At 71.1% G+C, this 16734-nt stretch carries 13 protein-coding genes; 7 read left to right on the forward strand and 6 right to left on the reverse strand.

Annotated features, from left to right (window positions below; genetic code table 11):
- Window positions 1–305: 305 nt before the first annotated feature.
- The 4 genes from ACTMO_RS0114825 to rsmI all read right to left on the reverse strand — a co-directional run bounded on the left by ACTMO_RS0114825 (window position 306) and on the right by rsmI (window position 4948).
- Complete coding sequence (locus tag ACTMO_RS0114825) at window positions 306–1481, reverse strand: glycosyltransferase family 2 protein (protein WP_245556196.1); 1176 nt, start codon at window positions 1479–1481, stop codon at window positions 306–308.
- A 191-nt stretch (window positions 1482–1672) separates the two neighbouring features.
- Window positions 1673–3061, reverse strand: coding sequence for a glycoside hydrolase family 18 protein (locus ACTMO_RS0114830; protein WP_019855474.1), 1389 nt, complete (start codon window positions 3059–3061; stop codon window positions 1673–1675).
- A gap of 378 nt (window positions 3062–3439) precedes the next feature.
- Complete coding sequence (gene upp / locus ACTMO_RS0114835) at window positions 3440–4063, reverse strand: uracil phosphoribosyltransferase (RefSeq protein WP_019855475.1); 624 nt, start codon at window positions 4061–4063, stop codon at window positions 3440–3442.
- A gap of 24 nt (window positions 4064–4087) precedes the next feature.
- A complete protein-coding gene (gene rsmI / locus ACTMO_RS0114840) occupies window positions 4088–4948 on the reverse strand; it encodes a 16S rRNA (cytidine(1402)-2'-O)-methyltransferase (RefSeq protein ID WP_019855476.1) in 861 nt (286 codons plus the stop codon).
- An 11-nt stretch (window positions 4949–4959) separates the two neighbouring features.
- On the opposite strand from rsmI, the gene ACTMO_RS0114845 reads away from it, so the two are divergent.
- Entirely contained in the window at window positions 4960–6537 is a 1578-nt protein-coding gene (locus tag ACTMO_RS0114845; RefSeq protein ID WP_019855477.1) for a dolichyl-phosphate-mannose--protein mannosyltransferase, read from the forward strand.
- 90 nt (window positions 6538–6627) lie between these two features.
- Here ACTMO_RS0114845 and lat read toward each other — a convergent pair whose 3' ends face one another.
- Entirely contained in the window at window positions 6628–7980 is a 1353-nt protein-coding gene (lat, locus tag ACTMO_RS0114850; RefSeq protein ID WP_026449261.1) for an L-lysine 6-transaminase, read from the reverse strand.
- A 209-nt stretch (window positions 7981–8189) separates the two neighbouring features.
- On the opposite strand from lat, the gene ACTMO_RS0114855 reads away from it, so the two are divergent.
- Window positions 8190–10250 (forward strand): neutral/alkaline ceramidase, encoded by a 2061-nt coding sequence (locus ACTMO_RS0114855; RefSeq protein WP_019855479.1) that lies wholly within the window; start codon window positions 8190–8192, stop codon window positions 10248–10250.
- Between the two features lie 119 nt (window positions 10251–10369).
- On the forward strand, window positions 10370–12085 hold the full coding sequence (locus ACTMO_RS0114860; RefSeq protein ID WP_019855480.1) for an SDR family oxidoreductase: 1716 nt from the start codon (window positions 10370–10372) through the stop codon (window positions 12083–12085).
- A gap of 7 nt (window positions 12086–12092) precedes the next feature.
- Here ACTMO_RS0114860 and dgoD read toward each other — a convergent pair whose 3' ends face one another.
- Window positions 12093–13238, reverse strand: a complete 1146-nt coding sequence (gene dgoD, locus ACTMO_RS0114865; RefSeq protein ID WP_019855481.1) for a galactonate dehydratase — start codon at window positions 13236–13238, stop codon at window positions 12093–12095.
- 199 nt (window positions 13239–13437) lie between these two features.
- Here dgoD and ACTMO_RS0114870 point away from each other — a divergent pair, with 199 nt between their 5' ends.
- From ACTMO_RS0114870 to ACTMO_RS0114885, 4 genes are read left to right on the forward strand one after another with little or no spacing between them, the layout of a single operon-like run.
- Window positions 13438–14226: a FadR/GntR family transcriptional regulator gene (locus tag ACTMO_RS0114870; protein WP_245556197.1), complete on the forward strand. Its 789-nt coding sequence runs from the start codon at window positions 13438–13440 to the stop codon at window positions 14224–14226.
- Window positions 14223–15128 (forward strand): SMP-30/gluconolactonase/LRE family protein, encoded by a 906-nt coding sequence (locus ACTMO_RS0114875; RefSeq protein WP_019855483.1) that lies wholly within the window; start codon window positions 14223–14225, stop codon window positions 15126–15128. The genes ACTMO_RS0114870 and ACTMO_RS0114875 overlap by 4 nt, the downstream gene beginning before the upstream one ends.
- Window positions 15113–16063, forward strand: a complete 951-nt coding sequence (locus ACTMO_RS21185) for a sugar kinase (protein WP_019855484.1) — start codon at window positions 15113–15115, stop codon at window positions 16061–16063. The genes ACTMO_RS0114875 and ACTMO_RS21185 overlap by 16 nt, the downstream gene beginning before the upstream one ends.
- 29 nt (window positions 16064–16092) lie before the next feature.
- Window positions 16093–16716 carry a bifunctional 4-hydroxy-2-oxoglutarate aldolase/2-dehydro-3-deoxy-phosphogluconate aldolase gene (locus tag ACTMO_RS0114885; protein ID WP_019855485.1) on the forward strand — a complete coding sequence of 208 codons (624 nt, stop codon included), beginning with the start codon at window positions 16093–16095 and terminating at the stop codon, window positions 16714–16716.
- Window positions 16717–16734 lie beyond the last annotated feature (18 nt).

Consider the following 16734-nt stretch of genomic DNA (forward strand, 5'->3'; position numbering starts at 1 on the left):
TACCGGACGTCGACGGATGCGGCGCGAGCGTCGCGGCCCGTAGCTTCCCCGAGCCGTCGGGCGAGGACCGCGCGGGGTGCTGTGGCCCCGGATGCGCGCACCGGACAAACGCGGAGGAAACGAACACCGCAAAACACGAAAAGTGACGAAGAAAAAGCGTTCCGTGTCCACTATGGAACGCGTTTCCCCCGGAGCCCCGCGTTCCGAGAACGCGATCTCGACGTGGTTCGTGACCTCGTCCCCTCCCCGGCGACCCGGACCGGGGCGTGCGCCACGGAAAACCGACTGCCGAGTTCCCGCGGCTCTCAGAACCGGGCCGCTCGGCCCTTCCAGCTCGTCGCGCCCCGGGCCACTTCCACGGCACCGTGCAGCAACACACCGCCGAACACGGCGTTGGTGAACGGGGCGAGCGGAGCCAGCACCGGGTTGGCGTGCATCACCCGCGCCGTACGCAGGTGGGCGAGACTCTGGGCGCCCCAGCCGATCGCCCCCAGCGCGATCCGGGTGGGGTCTCCGCCCCGCAGTCCCGACACCAGCACCGCGGGGGAGGCCAGACAGAGGGCGATCTGTCCGAGACCGGCCCCGAGCAGCAGGGGCAACGAACCGTGGGTGCCCGCGACGAAGCTCTTGCGGAAGGAGTCCCATCCCTGTCGGAAGGGGTCCATCCCGCTGGTGGTCACGTACGAGAGCCCCTCGACGACCCTGGTGATCCCGCCGTGGTCACGCACGGCCGTGGCGATGGCGATGTCCTCGTTGCGCCTTCCGGACAACGCCTCCCATCCGCCGATCTTCTCGTAGTGCGAGCGGCGCATCAGGATGCAGTGTCCGATGGCGAAGGCCTTGCCGCCCCGCCCCATGGGGTCGGCGTTCTCCCCGATCATCTGCAGTCCCGCCGGCATCAGCACCGGCCAGCTCGCCGAGCTGTTCTCGGGCGGCCCTCCGGGTGTGGACACCAGGTCGGCCTCGGCCTCCTCGGCGGTGCCGAGCAGCCTTCCCAGCAGCTCCGGAGCGAGTACGGTGTCGGCGTCGACGAACAGCAGCCACTCGCCCGCCTCGGGCTCTCCGGCCGCCTCCACCCCGATGTGCATCGCGTGGACCTTGCCGCTCCACCCGGCCGGCGGGCCGTCACTGCGCACCACCCGCACCCGCGGGTCCTCGGCGGCGTGCCGCTCGGCTATCTCGCCGGTGCGGTCGGTGGATCCGTCGTCGACGACCACCACCCGCAGGGCGGGGGAACCGTTGCCCCGCACGGAGCCGTAGGTCTGCCCCCGGATGCCCCGCAGGCAGTCGTCCAGTACCGCTTCCTCGTTGCGGGCGGGTACCACCACGGTGACGGTCGGGGGGAGCACGGTCTCCGACGGCTCCTGCCCCAACGGCAGGATGGAACGCGCCTTCCGCAGGGTGCGCACACTGCGGTAGACGGTCCCTCCGACTATCGCGGCGAGGGCGGTCGCGCGGAGGATGTTGTGTCGTGATAGCACACGCACAGCTTGACATGAGGCAGGCGAAACGGACGCCACCGGCAACGCGAAGCGCGGGTCAACAGCGTCCCTACACCGAGTGAGTTCCGTGCGAGACGTCCTGTCGACAGGGGAAAGCCCCCGGCACGGAGGGACGATGTGCCGGGGGCTCGACGCGGATCCCGCCACGGTGGGAGTCCGCGCGTGCGGGGTCAGTTCAGGTTGCGGTCTATGGCGGTCATGAGCTCACCGTCCGGGGTGTCCCCGTCCAGTGACCAGATCATGGCTCCGCCGAGACTATGGTCGTTGACGTAGTCCATCTTGCGCGCGATCTCGACCGGGTCGTCGAAGGTCCAGAAGGTGTTGCCGTCGAACAGCCAGGCGAATCCGGCCTGTTCGTCCCGGTGCAGGGTGTAGCGGTCCCGCTGCTGCTTGAGGGCCTTGTAGTCCTCGTAGCCGTCCTCGTAGGTGGCCGGGGCCGGGCCGGTCGAGGGCTGGAAGAGGCCGTTGTCGCGGTCCGGGACACCGGTCCAGCCGCGCCCGTAGAAGGGCACTCCGAGCACCAGTTCGTCGGCCGGGGCACCTCGCGCCAGGTAGGTGTCCATGGTCTGGTCGATACTGAATTTCTCCGGTGAGGGGTCACCCTGCGGGCTGTACAGCGCGGACTGGTGGTTGGTGGTCTCCTCGTAGGCGCCGTGCAGGTCGTAGCCCTGCACGGTGGCGAAGGTCAGCGAGTCGAAGACCTTGTTCACCTCGAAGCCCGCGTCGATCTTGGCGGGGGAGGCGGGCAGGAAGGCCGTCAGGTCGTACTCGCGTCCGGTCTCGGCCTCCAGGTCGTCGAGCTGGGCGCGCCACTCGCGCAGCAGCGCGGTGTAGTTCTCCTTGTCGGCGGGGTCCACGACGTTTCCGGGACCGCCCTCGGAGGCGGGCCACTCCCAGTCGATGTCCACCCCGTCGAAGATGCCCTCGGCGACGCCCTCCCCGCCCTGGGGAGCTCCTCCGATCTTGGGCAGGTTGCCGCGCAGCCACATGTCGATGCAGGACTCCACGTGCTGGGCACGGGACTGCGGGGTGGCCGCGGCGGTGTGGAAGTCGTCGGACCACGACCAGCCGCCGAGGGAGATGTAGACCTTGAGGTGCGGGTACATCTCCTTGAGCTCTCTGAGCTGGTTGAGGTTGCCCGCCAGGGGCTGGTCCCAGGTGTCACCGACCCCGTCGACGGAGTTCGCCGCGGAGAACCGCTTCTGGTAGTCGGCCCACGCGTCGGCCTCACCCGCCTGGTTTCCGGTGAAGCACTGCCCGGAGGAGTCCAGGTTGCCGAACGCGTAGTTGATGTGGGTCAGTTTCTCCGCCGTTCCGGAGGTGACCAGGTCCTTGACGTAGAACTGGCGGTCGTAGATCGACCACTGGGTGAAGTAGCCGACCTTGCGTCCGCCGTCCTCCGCGACGCTCTCCGCCACGGAGCCCTCCGCCGCAGGAACGCCTCGCGCGGGTGCGGCGCCGTCCGTGGCGGTGGCCGGGGCGGCCAGCAGACCGGTGAACAGCGCCGTTCCGGCGGCCAGGGCCGGTAATCGCCATGTGGAGCGTGGTTTCACAGCCATCGGGCACTCCCGTTCGGTCGTTGCGGGACGCCCCACAGCGTGTGGTCTAGACCATATTCGGTCAAGGCACGAACCGCTTTCTCACCCGTTCGGCGGCATCCGACGGAACCATGTCGTCCCGGTTCCGCGGAGAAGAACCGAAACCGCCCCCACACCAGCGGGACGGCACCTACCCTGTACGACAGCCGAGCAACCGGCCTACCGAGACGAGCGTCACCGATCACGAGAGGACGAGGGACGCCGTGCCATCCTTCCCGTCCCGGCCGGACACCGTGTCCTTCGCCGGCCCCTCCGGGAAACGCCAGTACCGGCGTCCGGTCCGGCCCCGGAACACCACCGGGCGGGAACACACCCCGAGGCCGGGGACGGCGCCGAGGGCTAACGCGGTCCGTACTCCCGGTCCCCCGCGTCACCGAGACCGGGGACGATGAACCCGGACTCGTTGAGCCTGTCGTCCACACTGGCCGTCACCAGCCGCACCGGCAGCCCGGAGGCGGACAACCGGTCGATGCCCTCCGGCGCGGCCAGAGTGCATATCGCGGTGACGTCGGTGGCTCCCCGTTGGTGCAGCAGGTTGATCGTGTACACCATCGACCCCCCGGTGGCCAGCATCGGATCGAGCACCATCACCGGGCAGCCGGACAGGTCGTCGGGCAGGGACTCCAGGTAGGGGGTCGGCCGCAGGGTCCGCTCGTCCCGGGAGAGACCGATGAACCCCATCCGGGCCTCCGGGATCAGCCGGTGCGCCTGGTCGGCCATCCCCAGCCCGGCCCGCAGCACCGGAACCAGCAGCGGCGGGCTGGCCAGGCGGTACCCCGTGGTACGCGCGACAGGAGTGTGGATGACCTCCTCGGCCACCTCGGCGTCCCGGACGGCCTCGTAGAGCAGCATCAACGTGAGCTCCTGCAAGGCCGCGCGGAAGGTCGCGTTGTCGGTCCGCGCGTCCCGCATCGTCGACAGGCGGGCTTTGGCCAGGGGGTGATCGATGACCCGGACGTCCATGGTCGCCCACGATATCGCCTGGTCTCAGCCGCGCGCGGTCAGCACCGCCTCGTAGAGCTCCTTCTTGCGCACCCCGGTCAGCTCGGCGACCTCGGCGACCGCGTCCTTGAGCCGCACCCCCGAGGCGGCGCGCCGTTCCACCTGATCGACCAGCTCGGTCGGATCGGTCGGTCCCGCCCGCTCCGCGCCGGCCAGCACCACGGTGATCTCCCCCCGCACTCCGGAGGAGGCCCACTCGGCGAGCTCGGCCAGGCTCCCGCGACGAACCTGCTCGTAGGTCTTGGTCAACTCGCGGCAGATCGCGGCGTCCCGCTCCGCGCCGAGCACCTCGACCGCGTCGTTCAGGGTGGCCACCAGCCGGTGCGGGGCCTCGAAGAACACGCACGTCCGCCGCTCGGTGACCAGCTCGGCCAGCCACCGTCGGCGCGGCCCCTGCTTGCGGGGCGGGAACCCCTCGAAGCAGAACCGGTCCGAGGGCAGTCCGGACAGGGCCAGTGCCGTGGTGACCGCGCTCGGTCCCGGCAGGCAGGTCACGTGCAGCCCCTCGGCCGCGCAGGCCGCGACCAGCCGGTACCCGGGGTCGGAGACGCCGGGCATTCCCGCGTCGGTGACCAGCAGCACCGTGTTCCCACCACGCAGGGCCTCCAGCAGGGCGGGTTCGCGCGCCGCCTCCACCGCGTCGTAGTAACTGAGCACCCTGCCCCGTGGGACGACCTCCAGGGCCGTGGCCAGCGCGCGGATCCGCCTGGTGTCCTCGGCGGCCACCACCTCCGCCGTGGCCAGGGCCTCGGCCAGTCGTGGCGAGGCGTCCCGGGCGTCCCCCAGGGGAGTGGCCGCCAGCAGCAGCGTCCCCGATCCGGATTCGTCAGTCACAGCGACCACCATACGATTTGGGTGTGAACGTCCTCGTGCCGAGCTCCGGTGGCAACTCCGTCCGCGCCGAAGTGGTCCGCGACGGACAGGTTCCGCCGGTGCGGTATCCGGGAGAGCACAACCGGATCCGGGCACTGTGGCCGCGCGAGCCGACGGACCGCCTGCGGGGATGGCTCGTCACCCTGGTGCTCACCCTGTTGGCGGGAGTGGTGCGCTTCTGGCGCCTCGACCACGCCACCGACGAGGGCACCCCGATCTTCGACGAGAAGCACTACGTCCCCCAGGCGTGGCAGATGCTGCGCAACGGGGGTTTCGAGGACAACCCCGGCTACGAGCTGGTGGCCCATCCCCCGGTGGGCAAACAGCTCATCGCCGTCGGCGAGTGGCTGTTCGGATACACCCCGTGGGGATGGCGGGTGAGCGCCGCGCTGGCGGGAACCCTGATGGTGCTGCTGATCATCAGGATCACCCGCCGGATGACCCGCTCGACCCTGTTGGGCGCCCTGGCCGGGATCCTGCTGATCTGTGACGGGCTCAGCCACGTGCAGTCCCGGGTGGGGATGCTCGACGTTTTCCACGCCCTGTTCGTACTGGCCGCGTTCGGCTGCCTGCTGGTCGACCGCGACCGGATCCGCGCCAGGATGACCCTGGTGGTCACCGAACACCGGGTGGACGACTCGGTGTTCGGCCCCCGTCTCGGCTTCCGCTGGTGGCGTTTCGGCGCCGGGGTGCTGTTGGGGCTGGCCTGCGGGGTGAAGTGGAGCGGTATCTACTACGTGGCGGCGTTCGTCCTGCTGAGCCTGGTGTGGGACGCCCTGGCACGCCGCACCGCCGGAGTGCGCAGGCCGTGGCTCGGCGCGCTGCTGCGGGACGCCGTGCCCGCCTTCGGTTCCCTGGTGGTGTTGGCGCTGGGAGTCTACTTCTCCACCTGGGCCGGGTGGTACGCCAGCGAGACCGCCACCGACCGCCACGCGGCCTCCGTCGCCGAGGACGTGGGATTCGGTTTCCTGCCGGACATGTTCCGCTCGTTGCTGTACTACCACCTCAACGTGCTGGACTTCCACGTCCACCTGGTCACCGGCGACGACCCCCACCCGTGGGAGTCCAAGCCCTGGGCCTGGCCGATGGGCATGCGTCCGATGCTGTACTACTACGAGTCCGGCCTGCCGGGGTGTGGACAGGGTGACTGCGTGCAGGCCGCCATGCTGCTCGGTACCCCCGCGCTGTGGTGGCTGGCCCTGCCGGTGGCCGGGTGGGCCGTGTGGCGGGCCGTCGCCGGTACGGACTGGCGCTACGCCACGGTGCTGGTCGGGTACTGCGCGGGGTACCTGCCGTGGTTCACCAACCTGGACCGGCAGATGTACTACTTCTACGCCACCCCGCTCGCCCCGTTCCTCGTGCTGGGGATCGTGCTGGTGTTGGGGGAGGTGCTCGGTCCGGCCAGCGCGTCCGTGGAACGACGGAGGACGGGGATGCTGGCCGTGGCGCTCTACGTCGGACTGGTGGTGGCCAACTTCGTGTGGTTGTGGCCGATCCTGAACGGGTTCCCCATCACCGAGGCACGCTGGCAGGCCGAACTCTGGCTGCCCTCGTGGCGCTGAGTCGGCGAACACGCGGCGGGCGTCACCACCGTCCCTCCCGGCACGGCCCCCGGGACCGTGCCGGGCGAGCACCGGCACGGCACCCGGGTGTCAGTCCAACTCGGAGAGCGTCTTGCGCAGCGCCACCACGGCGTCGGTGAGTTCCTCGGGCCGCACCGAGAGTGCCGGGCGCCAGCGCAGCGAACGCGGGCCGCAGGGCAGGAAGATCGTCCGGTGCCTGCGGCGGACCAGGTCCACGACCCGGTCCCGGGTGTTCGCGTCCGGCAAGTCCACGGCGGCCATCAGACCGCGCCCCCGGGCAGCGCTCACCAGGCCGGGAAACTCGGCGGCCAGCCCCCGCAGTTCGGAGAGCAGCAGCTCGCCCATCCGGGAGGCGTGCTCCAGCAGACGCTCCTCCTCGACCACCTCCAGGATCCTGGTGGCCCGCACCATGTCCACCAGCGAACCGCCCCAGGTGGAGCTGATCCTGCTGGGTTCCCGGAAGGCGTTGTCCGGGATCTCGTCGACCCTCCTGCCGCCCAGCACTCCGCAGACCTGGAGCCGCTTGCCGAAGGCGACCAGGTCCGGTTCCAGCCCGAGTGCCTGGTGCGCCCACGGGTGACCGGTCAGCCCACCACCGCTCTGGACCTCGTCGGCGATGGTCAGCGCCCCGTGTTCCCGGCACATGCGCTGCATCTCACGCAGGAAGGCCGGGCGCAGGTGCCGGTCTCCGCCCTCCCCCTGGACGGGTTCGTAGACGAAGCAGGCCACCTCGTCGCCGTACCGGGCGAAGGCGGCTTCCGCCGCGTCCAGGGCGTGCCGCTCGGACGGCAGCAGCTCGGTGCGTTCCCAGTCCCCGGAGCCGGGATCGACGGCGGGACTGGGCACGCGGGGCCAGTCGAACTTCGGATAGTCGCGGACCTTGCGCGGGTCGGTGTTGGTCAGCGACATGGTGTAGCCGGTGCGTCCGTGGAAGGCCCACTCCAGGTGCATGGCCCGGCAGCCGCGCACGGCGACGCCGCGTCGCGCGTTGTACTTGGTCTTCCAGTCGAAGGCCACCTTGAGCGCGTTCTCCACGGCGGGGCCGCCGCCCTCGATGAGGAACAGCCACGGCAGCGCGGGATCTCCGAACACGCGGCGCAGCGTCTCGACGAAACGGGCCTGCTGGACCGTGGCGAAGTCCGGGTTGGCCGGTTTGGTCCGTGCCGCGCGCACCAGTTCGGCCTCGAACTCGGGAGTGTGCAGCCCGGGATGACCGTGTCCGAGGGGCGCGGAGCTGAAGTACATCGTCATGTCGAGGTACTCCGTGCCGTCGCGCAGGTCCCGCATCCGGCACCCCGTTCCGGAGTCGAGGTCCACCACCACGTCGAGCAGGTCACCGGTCACTCGGGAACGCAGTTGTTCGACCACGTTCGTTCCGGAGGGGTCGAAGAGTTCGGCGGACACCTGTGGCTGTGCGGTCATGGTCAGCCTCCCGTGGGCCACGACTTCCTCGTCTTCAGGAATTCATACCCTCAAATCCGGATATCAAGCAATATTTTCCTGCGTATAAGGCAATAAGAGAAAAATATTCTTATACACCGCCGGGGGGCGCTCCGTAGTGCGAACAAAATTCACTTTTCTGGGAGAGATCGGTAACGTGGTGCGTCCGAACGACCACGCAGAGGTGCAGCATGGACAGCACGGACGCTCTGGGACGCCGCCCCCTGCTGAAGGCGGGACTGGCCACACTGCTGGGCACGGCCTCGGCCCCCTCCGCCTCGGCCGAGGACCGGGCCCCCTACCTGGTGGGACGCGGCATCGCCGACGTGACCGGCCAGGCCGCGGAGAACGGGATGATGGGCTACGCCCGGCTGGGGCAACGCACCAGCGGGATCCACCAGCGCCAACGGGCGCGGGCCTTCGTCATCGCCGAACGCGACGCCCCCGACCGCCGGGTCGCACTCGTGGTCGTGGACGCGGGGATGATCTTCGGCTGTGTCCGCGAGGCGGTGCTGGCGCGACTGTCCGAACGTCTCGGAGACCGCTACACCCCGGGCAACCTGCTGCTGACCGCCACCCACACCCACGCGGGGCCGGGCGGTTTCTCCTGCCACACCCTCTACAACGTCACCACGCTGGGCTTCCAGCCGGGCACGTTCGAGTCCCTGGTCGCGGGCATCACCGACTCCGTCGCCCACGCCGAGGACGACCTCGCTCCGGGACGGCTGAGCCTGGCCCGCGCCGCACTCACCGACGCCAGCGTGAACCGCTCCCGGCGAGCCTTCGAACGCAACCCCGTCGCGGACAAACGTCACTTCCCCGACGCGATCGACCCGACCACGACGCTGCTGTGTCTCGAACGCTCCGGCCGCACCGTGGGCGTGGTCAACTGGTTCGCCACCCACGCCACCAGTCTCAGTCCCGACAACACGCTCATCAGCGGCGACAACAAGGGCTACGCCGCCTACCACTGGGAACGCGAGGTGTCCGGAGTGGACTACCGGGCGCCCTCTCCCGGTTTCGTGGCCGCCTTCGCGCAGTCCAACTCCGCCGACATGTCGCCCAACACGGAGCTGCGCCCCGGCACCGGCCCCACCGACGACGAGTTCGCGAACACCCGGATCATCGGACAGCGCCAGTACGCCGCGGCGGCGGAGCTGGTGCACGCCGCGCGCCCGGTGCGCGGCCGGATCGACCACCGGGCGAGCACGGTGGACATGTCCGCCACACGCGTGGACGGCTCGTTCACCGGCGACGGCCATGAGCACACCACCTGCGCGGCCACCCTGGGAGCCTCCTTCGCCGCCGGCGCCGAGGACGGACCCGGTCCCTCGTTCTTCGAGGAGGGCGCGGGCAACAATCCCTTCTTCGGAACGATCAGCCGAGCGCTGTACCGGGCCTCCCCCGAGCTGCGTTCCCGGCAGGCACCGAAAGAAATCCTGTTGCCGGTCGGTCCGATGGGCTGGGTGCCGCACGTACTGCCGATCCAGCTGGTGCGCATCGGCGAGCTCTACCTGGCCGCGCTGCCCCAGGAGGTCAGCATCGTGGGAGGACTGCGGCTGCGCCGGACCGTGGCACGGCGGCTGGGCACCGATCCGGACAACGTGCTCGTCGCGGGCTACGCCAACGACTACGCCGGGTACCTGACCACCCCGGAGGAGTACGACCAGCAGGACTACGAGGGTGGGCACACCATGTTCGGCCGCTGGTCGCTTCCCGCCTACCAGCAGGAGTTCGCCCGGCTGGCCTCCGACATGGCCGCGGGCGAGCCGAGCGCGCCCGGCCCCTCTCCGGAGGACAACCCCCGAGGGGGTCGGGTCCGGTTGCAGCCCGGGGTGGTGCTCGACGCTCCTCCGGCGGGCCGGAGCTTCGGTGACGTGCTGCGGGAACCTCGCCGGCAGTACCGACCGGGCGAGTCGGTCCGGGTCACGTTCGTCTCGGCGCACCCGAACAACGGCCCCCGTCGGGGAGACAGTTTCCTGCTGGTCCAACGACGCTCCGCCTCGGGATGGCGGACCGTGGCCGACGACGGGGACTGGTCGACCACCTACCGCTGGGAACGCAGCGGGATCGCCGCCTCCACCGCCACGGTCACCTGGCGGATCCCCGAGGGAACACCGGCCGGCCTCTACCGGATCGTGCACCGGGGGGACGCCAAACAGGCGCTCGGCGGCACGGTGTCCTTCTCGGGAACCTCCCAGCGGTTCCGGGTCGACCCGCCCTCCGAGCAGTCGTCCGGGCCCTTGCGCTGACAGGGCTCGACTGCCAGTATCCGTTACCGCCGGTAACAGTAAAGGTAGCCGGGTACCCGCGCGTCGTCCCGAACGCCGCCGGAAACACCCCGGTCCCACACGCCCCGAGGACGGCGAAGATGAGCACCACCAGACTGGTGACCACCGAGGACGGTCTCCGGCTCACGGTCGAGGAACACGGCGACCCCGCCCGTCCCTGCGTCGTCTGCGTACACGGCTACCCGGACGACCGCTCCCTCTGGAACGGGGTCGTCGCCCGGCTGTCCGACCGGTACCACGTGGTCACCTACGACGTGCGCGGCGCGGGCAGCTCCGACACCCCCACCGACCGCGCGGGATACCGCCTCCACCACCTCACCGACGACCTGGTGCGGGTGGTCGACGCGGTCAGCCCCGGGAAGGGAGCGCACCTGCTCGCCCACGACTGGGGCTCGATCCAGGCCTGGCACACGGTCACCGACCGGGCCGTCGAGGGCAGGATCCACTCGCTGACCAGCATCTCGGGGCCGCATCTGCACCACGTGGCACACTGGACACGCCAGCGGCTGCGCCTTCCCACCCCACGCCGACTGTCCGAGCTGCTCCGACAACTGAGCCGCTCCGGCTACATCGGGTTCTTCCGCCTTCCCCACCTGCCGGAACTCGCCTGGCGCAGCGGTCTGCTGCCGGTACTGATGGGACGGCTGGACGCCAGCGCCCGCGACCGCCGTCCCCGCGTCTCCGACGCGGTGTCCGGGCTCGGGCTCTACCGCGCGAACATGTCCGCCGGAGGAGGCGGAACCCACGGTATCCACACCACCGTCCCGGTCCAGGTCCTGGCCCCGACCCGCGACGCCTTCGTCACCCCGGCGTTGCAGGGCGAGCTTCCCCCCGGCGTCCCCGGGCCGCGGGTACGCCGCGTGACGGGCGGACACTGGCTGCCCGCCCGGTGTCCCGAGCTCGTCGCCCGGCGCACCGCCGAGTTCGTCGACGGCCTGGAAGGCGAGCCCCGGCACGTGCCGGACACGCGCGAGAAGGGCCGGTTCGCCGACGTGCTGGTGGTGGTCACCGGCGCGGGCAGCGGAATCGGCCGGGCCACGGCACTGGCCTTCGCCGCCCAGGGGGCGCGGGTGGTCGCCGCCGATGTGGACGGCGCGGCGGCCTCCGAAACGGCCCGCCGAGCCCCCACAGCGGGGCGGGTCACCGCGTACACGGTGGACGTCTCCGACGGGGAGGCGATGCACCGTTTCGCCGAGGACGTCCAGCGCGACCACGGAACCCCCGACGTGGTGGTGAACAACGCCGGCATCGGACTGACGGGCCCGTTGCTGGATACCGACGAGGCCGACCTGCGCGGCGTGTTCGACACGAACCTGTGGGGAGTCGTGCACGGCTGCCGCGCCTTCGCCCCCCGGATGATCGAACGCGGCGAGGTGGGACGGATCGTCAACATCTCCTCGGCCGCCGCCCACATCCCGCTCCCGGGACTGACCGCCTACTCGGCCGCCAAGGCCGCCGTGTCCGCCCTGTCCGAACGACTCGACGGGGAACTGGCCGAACACGACATCACGGTGAGCGCGGTGCTGCCCGGAATCGTGAACACCGCGATCCCCGCCTCCACCCGCTTCGTCGGCGGAACCCCCGCCGAGCGACGCAGGCGCAGACGCAGGGCCGCCGGACTGTACCGGCTGCGCGGTCTTCAACCGGACAGGGTGGCCGCCGCCGTGCTGCGGGTCGTCGAACACCCCACCCCGGTGACCACCGTGGGCTTCGAGGCGAAAGCCGGACTGTTGCTGTCACGGCTGCTCCCCGGGCCGCTGCGGAGGCTGGCCGCCACGGGACCCCGCGTCCGGTGAGGACGATTCACCACTCCACGAACGCCCCGTCCTCGTCGCGCCAGACCGGCGGGCGCCAGCGGTGTCCCCGCTCGGCCGCCCGCCGGACGGCGGCCTCGTCGACCTCGATTCCCAGCCCCGGCCCCTGCGGGGCACACGCCCGTCCCCGCTCGAAACGGAACGGCGTGGGGTCGACGAGGTAGTCCAGCAGATCGGAACCCACGTTGTAGTGGATCCCACCGCTCTGCTCCTGGATGAGGAAGTTCGGGGTGCAGAAGGCGATCTGCAGACTGGCGGCCAGCGCGATCGGGCCGAGCGGGCAGTGCGGGGCCACGGTCACGTCGTGGGCCTCCGCCAGCGCCGCGATCCGCCGCACCTCGGAGATCCCGCCCGCGTGGGAGAGGTCGGGCTGGGCCACCGCGATCCCGGAGCCCAGCACCTCCCGGAAGTCCCACCGGGAGAACAGTCGTTCCCCCAGCGCTATGGGTACGGAGGTGGAGGCCGCGACCTCACCCGCCCTGACGGTGTGCTCCGGCAGCACCGGTTCCTCGGCGAACAGGGGCAGCAGTGGTTCCAGCCGGGGAAGCACCCTGCGGGCCATCGCGGTGGAGAACCGTCCGTGGAAGTCCACCGCCACGTCGCGCTGCCAGCCGATCACCTCCCGCACGGCCGCGACCCGGTTCACCACGGCCTCCACCTCGGCGGGGGTGTCGATCTGGCGCAGCCTGCCGCTGCCGTTCATCTTCACGGCGGTGAACCCGGCCTCGACCTGCTCGGCCGCGGCCTCGGCCACCTCGGAGGGCTCGTCGCCACCGATCCACTGGTAGACCCGCACCCGCTCCCGAACCGGCCCTCCCAGCAGGCGGTACACGGGAACGCCGTAGGTCTTGCCCGCGATGTCCCACAGGGCCTGGTCGATCCCGGCCACCGCACTGGACAGCACCGGCCCACCCCGGTAGAAACCCGCCTTGGTCATCACCTGCCAGTGGTCCTCGACGGCGAGCGGGTCCCTGCCGAGGAGCAGTTCGGACAGTTCCTCCACGGCGGCGGCCACGGTGTGCGCCCGCCCCTCGACCACGGGTTCTCCCCAGCCGACGACTCCCTCGTCGGTGGCGACCCGCACGAACAGCCACCGTGGTGGGACCGGGAAGGTCTCCAGGGCCGTGACTCGCATGTTCGTTCCCTCCGTCCTTCCGGGGCCCGCCCGGTCGCCGCGTGCCCCCTGCCACGAGGGTGGGATTCTGTCTGACACGTTCATCGTCGTCAACGCGCCGGACGGAGCAACCAGAACGGCTTTCAGGAGGGAAAACGACGCCTTTTCCGGCATCCTTCCTCTCCCCGGAACGGCGTTTCCCATCTTGGACGGGCCGAACATGTCTGATAGGTTTGTCGCCTGTTCGGCGGAGACGCCGGAGCACGAGGAACGGGCGAGGACGCGAATGACCCACCCCGAGACGGCCGGCGGGAACCGGGACGCCGCTTCCGAACTCGAGGAACTGATCTTCGAGCGGTTCGAGGTCGGCGCGCTGCTTCCCTCCGAGTCCGAACTCGCGGCACGCCTGGAGGTCAGCAGGCTCACGGTCCGCGAGGCGATCCGGGCGCTGCGGGCACGGGGGCTGGTGGAGATCCGCAAGGGACGCCGCCCCCGGGTGACCACGCCGGACGGGGAGCAGATCGGCGACGTGTTCAACGCCCTGCTGCGTTTCCGCCCGGGTGCTGTCTTCGAGCTGCTGGAGGTCCGCCGTGGCCTCGAAACGCAGACCAGCACGCTGGCCGCCAGCAACGCGGGTGCCGCGGACATCGCCGCGTTGGAGCAGGCCACGGAGGCGATGCGCCGGGCCGAGGGCCACGCCGAGTACCACGAGGCAGACCTGCGCTTCCACCAGCTGCTCGCCCGCGCGTCCGGAAACCGGATGCTGGCCGTGCTCATCGACGCGTTGGCGGGCAGTCTGCGCGACAGCATGGCCGTGAGCTACCTCGGACACCACCGTCGGGGCGGCTCCCACCAGCGGGCCGCCGAGCAACACCGCGAGATACTCGACCGGGTGCGGGACGGCGACCCGGAGGGGGCGGCCGCCGCCATGCGCGGACACCTGCGCAGCACCGAACGCGACCTGCGCGCCATGTTCGCGGCCCGGTCCGTGACGGAGGAGGACGAATGACCGCCGAGTCCGCAGTGCCACAGCTGGAGGCGGAGCAGGCGACCGAAGTCTGCACCGACCACGGGGAAGGGCCGGTCTGGAACGCCGAGACCGGCCAGCTGCACTGGGTGGACATGCTCGCCGGGGAACTGCTCACCATGGCCCCCGGCGGCGTCATCGCCCGCACCAAGCTCGGCACGGTCGCCGCGGTCGCCCGTCCGATGGTCGGCGGTGGCCTCGTGCTGGCCCTGGAACGTGGATTCGCGCTGCTGCGGCCGGGCAGGCAGACTCCCGAGTCCCTTCCCCCGCTGTGGAACGATCCCTCCGTCCGGATGAACGACGGCGGGTGCGACGCGCTCGGCCGGTTCTACGCCGGCTCGATGGCCTACGACGAGACCCCCGGTCGGGGGACGCTGTGGCGGTTGGACGGTGCGCTGCGCGCCGTCGCGGTCCTCGACGGAGTGACCATCTCCAACGGGCTCGTCTGGACCCCGGACGGCACCACGGCGTACTACGTGGACACTCCCACCGGACGCGTGGACCGGTTCGACGTGGACGAACGCGACGGGGAACCGCGCAACCGGCGCCCCGCCGTGCACGTTCCCCCCGAGGTGGGCTATCCCGACGGGATGACACTGGACGCCGAGGGATGTCTGTGGGTGGCCCTGTGGCAGGGCGGCGCCGTGCACCGCTACGCCCCGGACGGGCGGCTGCTCTGCCGGGTGCGGATCCCCACCCCGCTGGTGACCGCCTGCGCGTTCGGCGGCCCGGACCTGGCGACCCTCTACGTCACCACCTCCCGCCAGGGCAACGAGGACCCGGACGACGAGGTGGCCGGAGCGCTGTTCCGCGTCACCCCGGGTGTGCGCGGCGTGCCCACCCACCCCTTCCGGCCCGAGGAGGCCCCGTGGCCCCGGAACTGATCACCTTCGGCGAGACGATGGGGCTGCTGCTGGCCCAACCCGGTCGACCGTTGGAGCAGGCCGAGAGCTTCCGCCGTTCCGTCGCGGGGGCCGAGTCGAACACGGCCGTCGGGCTGACCCGCCTGGGTCACTCCGTGGGATGGTTCGGCAGGGTCGGGGACGACCCGTTCGGGCACGCCGCGCTGCGCCTGCTGCGCGGCGAGGGGGTCGACGTGTCCAGAGCCGTCGTCGACGGATCCCGTCCCACCGGCCTGCTGGTGCGGGACGCACACCCCCACCGCCCCATCGAGGTCTGTTACTACCGCTCCGGCTCGGCGGGCAGCGCCCTCGCCCCGGAGGACGTGGACGAGGAGTGGCTCTCCTCAGCCCGCCTGCTACACCTGACCGGGATCACCGCGGCGCTCTCCGACAGCGCCCGGCGGGCCACCGAGCACGCGGTGCGTACCGCCCGCGCCGCCGGGGTGGAGGTGAGCCTGGACCCGAACATCCGCCGCAAACTCGCCGATCCGCAGCGCTGGTGCGCGTTGCTGCGCCCGCTGGCCGAGAGTGCCGACCTGGTTCTCAGCGGAGCGGACGAGGGACGGGAGATCAGCGGGTGTTCCGAGGACCGGGCGGCCGCCGAGTGGTTCCTCCATCGGGGGGCGTCGCTGGTGGTGTTCAAGCTGGGCGCCCGGGGGACATGGGCCACCGACGGCCACCAGGAGTGGTTCCGACCCGCGGCGAAGGTGCCCACCGTGGACCCGGTGGGGGCCGGAGACGCCTTCAACGCCGGGTTCCTGTCCGCCCGACTGCGCGGACTGGAGCTGGGTGAGGCGCTGAACGAGGCGACCGTGGTCGCCGGAAACGTGGTCCAGGTCGCCGGGGACATGGACGGGTTGCCGACCCCGGAGCTGCGGGAACTGACCCGGCACTCCGAGCAGGTCACCGCCCGCTGAACACCGAGACCGAACCGGGAGAGTGAGCCGTGTACCGCTGGCAGATCATGAGTGCCGTCGCCGAGCACGGGGTGGTGGGGATCGTCCGTGCGGACACGGCGGAGCGGGCCACCGACCGCGCCCGGCGCTGCCTGGAGGCGGGGCTGTCCGTGCTGGAGGTATCCCTGACCACCCCGGAGGCCACCGAGGTGGTGCGGACCCTGCGCCGGGAGCACCCCGACGCGCTGGTCGGAGCGGGCACCGTGCTCGACTCCGGATCCGCCCACGCCGCGGTCTCCGCCGGGGCCAGGTTCCTGGTCGCACCCTCGCTGGACGAGGAGGTGCTGCGTACCGGCCACCGGTACGGAGCGGCCGTCATCCCCGGCGCGGACACTCCCACCGAGATCGTGCGGGCGCTGAGCGCCGGGGCGGACGCGGTCAAACTGTTCCCGGCACGGGCCTGGAGCCCACGGCTGGTGCGGGACGTACTCGAACCGCTGCCGCAGGCCCCGGTGATCCCCACCGGGGGGATCACCGTCGACGACGCACCGGAGTGGGTGGCGGCCGGAGCGGTGGCCGTCGGCATGGGATCGGCGCTGTCCTCCGGAACCGTGGAGGAGATCTCCGAACGGGTCACCACCCTGCGGGAACGGATCCGGGCGGCACGGGACTGACCCACGGCCGACGGGGCG

It is taken from the genome of Actinopolyspora mortivallis DSM 44261 (assembly GCF_000384035.1).
GTDB lineage: Bacteria > Actinomycetota > Actinomycetes > Mycobacteriales > Pseudonocardiaceae > Actinopolyspora > Actinopolyspora mortivallis.